Source organism: Sulfurovum sp. (assembly GCF_041551015.1).
Lineage (GTDB): Bacteria > Campylobacterota > Campylobacteria > Campylobacterales > Sulfurovaceae > Sulfurovum.
The window spans coordinates 1-5,002 of record NZ_JBFENQ010000124.1 but is presented as its reverse complement, the minus strand read 5'-3'; the positions used below and the strand labels follow the sequence as shown (position 1 = coordinate 5,002).

3 protein-coding genes are annotated in these 5,002 nt (G+C 29.9%); 1 reads left to right on the top strand and 2 read right to left on the bottom strand.

Annotated features, from left to right (window positions below):
* Window positions 1–162 precede the first annotated feature (162 nt).
* The gene (locus ABZC96_RS08135) at window positions 163–2,889 is read right to left on the bottom strand and encodes an EAL domain-containing protein (protein ID WP_373030354.1); all 2,727 of its coding nucleotides are present in this window, start codon (window positions 2,887–2,889) and stop codon (window positions 163–165) included.
* Window positions 2,886–4,091, bottom strand: a complete 1,206-nt coding sequence (locus ABZC96_RS08130) for a hypothetical protein (protein ID WP_373030353.1) — start codon at window positions 4,089–4,091, stop codon at window positions 2,886–2,888. The genes ABZC96_RS08135 and ABZC96_RS08130 overlap by 4 nt, the downstream gene beginning before the upstream one ends.
* 729 nt (window positions 4,092–4,820) lie before the next feature.
* On the opposite strand from ABZC96_RS08130, the gene ABZC96_RS08125 reads away from it, so the two are divergent.
* On the top strand, window positions 4,821–5,002 hold a 182-nt coding region (locus tag ABZC96_RS08125; RefSeq protein WP_373030351.1), incomplete at its 3' end, for a hypothetical protein.

Genomic DNA, 5,002 nt, shown 5'->3' with positions numbered 1-5,002 from the left:
TTGACACCATTAAAACAATAAACAATCCCCTTATTTACTTAGCTTCCAGAAGATTAATCAAAATAATTCACGTATTTATATTTTCCAGTTTTTTCACCGCGTGTCTAATTTTTTGTCCCAAATTTGTCCCACGACACTATTTTTTTTAATTTCAAACAAAATCTAATTAGTTTTCCATTTGTTATTTATTTCATCAATAGATAAAGGCTTATCATAGAGGTATCCTTGTGCTAAATCACACTTGTTCTTTAACAAAAATGTCTCTTGAGCTTTTGTTTCAACACCTTCAGCCAGTACAGTAATATTCATATCTTTTGCAAGATTAATAATAGTCTTTGTAATCATCTTATCATTTTCATCAAAAGGTATATCATCTATAAAAGATTTATCAATTTTTAGTTTGTTTATTGGGAGTCTTTTAAGATACGATAATGATGAATAACCTGTACCAAAATCATCTAAACTTATATTGATACCTATTTTTCTAATTTTTTTGAGAATATTTATCGCTTCAACAATATCTCCGATGATAAAACTTTCAATTATCTCAAATTCAATCCAATCAGGATCACATTTAGTATGTTGTAGTAGTTTTTCAATAAAAGGTAAGAACTCAGGATCTTTCAGCTGTTTAGGAGAAATATTAATTGATATCTTTTCATAGTCAATATTTATTTTTTTCCATATGACTGCTTGTAAAAAAACACTTTTTAATATGGCTTTCCCAATATCAATAATAAGTCCTGTCTGTTCAACAGTGGATATGAAGTTAGCTGGGTATATGATAGTACCATCTAAGTCTATCCATCGAAGCAATGCCTCATACCCAATAACTTTATTTGTATTCATATTGATAATAGGTTGATAATATAGAGTAAATGCATCACGCTTAAGTGCTTCTCTGAGTTTAGTTTCCAGAATAACTCTTTCATGAGCTTTTTTTGTCATAGCTTGTGTATAAAAACTGTATGTATTTCTACCCTTTTCTTTTGCTTTGTACATAGCAGCATCAGCATTCTTTAATAACTCTTGATGGGTGGAGCCATTTTCTGGATAGATACTTATTCCAATACTAGCACCACTGTATAATTTTCTATGTTCATAAAAATAGGGTTCTTGAAGTTTATCGAGGATGAGTTGTATTGTATCGACAATCTGACTTTCATTGTGCATTTTTTCTAAAATAATTGTAAACTCATCACCACCGAACCTTGACACAGTATCACTTTTTCGTAGCATACTTTGCAACCTTCTTGCACATTCTTGAAGTATATAATCACCTGCATGATGACCTATTGAGTCATTGATCTCTTTAAAATGATCTAAATCAATAAAAATTAACGCAACTTGACTGTTATAACGTTTAGCAATCTCCATGGAATGCTTTAGCCTATCTAAAAACAGTACTCTATTTGGAAGTGAAGTCAAAGCATCATAATGTGCCTGATAATCAAGCTCATCTTTTTGTTCTTGAAGTACTTTTTGTGTTTTTAAATGTTCTGTAATATTGTGACCTAACTCTACGACGGCATATAGTTCATGATTTTTATTATATAGTGGTGTTGTTGTTAGTTCAACAAATTGTTCTTCTCCTGAAGATGTGATATGTTTATGCACTCTTTGAATACTTTCTTGTTTATCAAAAGTATCTATGAGCGGACATTCATGTTGATCACCATCACATGGATGATCCTGATGATGTGACAATTCATAGCATTTTGATTGTGATATATCTGGCAGTATACTGTTATTACTATACTGTTTGGCAGCATCATTTGCCAATAAAACATTATACTCCTTATCGATAACCATTACAGATTGATCTATCCCATTAATCACGTTTTGTAAAAAATTATGTTGCTCTTCTAATTCAATATTTTTCTCTGCTACTTCTTTGGATAAAAGCTGATTTCTCAAATCAGTTTTTTCTTTATTATGTTTTGAACTAAGCAGTTGTAATATTAAATATATACCAATAATGAGAAAGGAGATAAAAAGTAGCATTGAATTGTGAAAAAAGTAGATATGACTCAAATCAATTTTATCTAATGGGTGGAATAAAATAAAATATCCCATATCATTGCCATATATATCTTTTTGTATATATTTAGTGATAAATCTATTGTTTTTGTGATTAATTATATATGTATTTTTATCATGAAGTAGTTTTTCAATACCAAAATTCTGAATATAGTTTAGATTTGATTCAGAAGCATTTAAATTTGCAATATAATAATCACCTAAAAACATTTTTGTAAAAGGTTTTTTGATCTGATCATGATATGTTTTATCCACAACTAATACAGGTTCAAATCCTTTATTTAATAATTGTTCAGCTATAGAGTTAAACTTTGAAATGACTTCAATGGTACCCATAAATTCGTTATCTTTAAATATTGGAACCATAGCTTTAAAAGCCATATCATAAATACCTGTGCTTATGGTTAACATTATTTTTGGATTACGAATCATCTGTTTAATGTCTTTACGCACTTTAGTTAGGTCATCACCATGTTTGTCTGTCCAACTCCTATATAGACTTATACCTTTGTTATCAGAGACTTGGATCCATACATTTTGATACTTTGTATTAAGGCGTAGGTTTTTAGAAAATGTATCTAGCTCATAATTCGCTTTGCCTGATGAAGTAATTGCATTGATATATCTTTGGTCATGTGCAAGAGAGAGTGCTATAAATAAAATTGACTCTTTTTTTGCATCAATATAAGATTGGGTTGTAAATTGCATCTCTTTGGCAACATTGGTATACTTGTCTTTGATAAGTGCATCTGTACGTATATTGAGTAGTTTATGACTTAAAAAAACAATGGTAATAAATCCCATTATTGTTAAGATTATATTTTTTGAACTTGGTTGATTAGAAATCATTTGTATACCCATGTTAATTGAATTCTTGCTATATCTCCGGTATTGTTCAGTATGTATTGTGCAGTAGTATTATACGGAGCGTAAGCATTTGAAAAAGTGTAGTTAAAATCAATCCTGTTTAGACCCTCAAATTTATATGAAAATCCAATAGTAGTGTTTTTAATGATCCTCTTTTTGGTACTTACATTTTTCATTCTGCGATATTCATCATATCTGGCAATGGCTTCAATATGAGGCTTTAATTTATAAGTTGCAGCGATATAATAACCATCAGCTTTATTGTTATTGTCAGCCTCTATCTCAAATTGCCACTCATTGTCTGAAGGGTTGGAATTTGTATCTTTTGCACCTGTATAGATCATACCGTTTCCTCTCATGTATTCACTTTCAACTCTTATTGATCCATCATAATATGTTAAACCTATGCCATACCTTGTTCTATCATACAGTTCATCCAATAGTTTCCTTTTTCCTTTTTGATACCATCCATAAAATTTGAAAGACTCTGTATTATAACCTTTGACATTACCGAGTATCTTTTCATATGCAGAATAAAAATAGTGTGTGGGATGAGAATCGTTTACATTATTCATCTGTAACCCTGCACCTAGTCCATACATATATGCATATGATATCGAGCTTGTTTTGTTCAGATTGACTTGTTGAAAAAGTTGTATGCCACTGTCCCTGTATGCTCCTACTGAGTGTACTGGTAGTCCAAGGTATATAGTTCCATTTACTACTTGAGGAGAGATATATCTCTCTAGCATCAGTTGGTCACTTACAGTTGTAAACTGTATAAAAGGAGAAGTAAATCTTGCCATAAAACCCTCTTCACTACCAGGGTATTTGTATTGTCCAAGTCTAATATTGATCGGCATATATCTCAATGTGACAGATATGTCTGTCACATAATTGTGCTGTCGATATCCTATAGGATTAGTTATCCCGTTTTCACCAAATTCTGTAAGTATAAAATAGTTGATTGTATTTTCATTATCAAGTTTTCCTCTTAATCCAATTCTTAAACGTGAAAGTATGAATGTTTCTTGCTTTTTTAGATCAGGTTTGTTCAATGAAAAGGGAGTTTTATTTACCCCATTGGCTTCATAAAGATTACCTTTGTTATGGATATATCTTAATTGTCCAAAACCCCATAAATGATGATCTTCTGTCGCTAAACTTTCTGTACCTTGTATCATAAGCCAATTGGCACTGTATACATAAGAAACAGATAATAATATTAAAATAAACTTTATCATAAATAATTATAACTGTTTTTCATAAGACTTTATAATAATTAATGCAAAAACATGACTACATTTTTTATGATAATTAGACAGGTTGTTATCAATTTCTCTAGAAATTTACTTCTACGTGACATTTTAAATAATTTTAAGTCTTATTCAAAAAAATTTGTCCAAGGAAAGCAGATTGAAACGATCTAGAAAGACTATAAAAAAGACCCGATTTCTGACTCTATCATTTTCATTCTTTATAATAAAAAATAAATGAGTCTGAGGTCTAGTTTTCTGGTGTAGTTAGGCAAAATAGGGAAATGGAAGCATCCATAAAACATAAATATTAATTATAAACATGTATAATACTTTATTACATAATACTAAATTAATTATACAGATTAAATAGGAGATAGAATGACTAGAACAATACACAGATGGGCAAATACCCTAGCTATATTAATTGTTATGTATTTTTTGTACCAAATCTCAGTAAGCGCTGAAGAGAAAGATGTAAAACAATGCGAGTATTTACTAATGGAAGAATTAGGATCAAATAAATAGATAGTAGTTGATAGCTAATTTTGTTAGTTTAGTCGTTAAACTTTATAAAGTTATCTATTCTATAATTAATATTTATGTTTAAGTTGATTGGGTAGCTACATGAATTCTTATTTAAGGTAGGATGATGTGATGAAGAAAATCTGGTATCTCTTTTCTATACTCTTTTTACTTTCAATTATATTTGTATTTGTAGATTGGAATGCTGATGGCTTCAATTTCTTAGAATTTCAGGAACAACATTTTTATTTTCAATCATGGATCTCAATTGCTGGGATATTATTTGCCATTGTCATGGCCATAACAACGTTTAT

What these genes read in the sequence shown, in the direction of transcription:
- ABZC96_RS08135 (WP_373030354.1), bottom strand. Translation starts at nt 2,889, where the DNA reads ATGATTTCTAATCAACCAAGTTCAAAAAATATAATCTTAACAATAATG.
- ABZC96_RS08130 (WP_373030353.1), bottom strand. Translation starts at nt 4,091, where the DNA reads ATGATACAAGGTACAGAAAGTTTAGCGACAGAAGATCATCATTTATGG.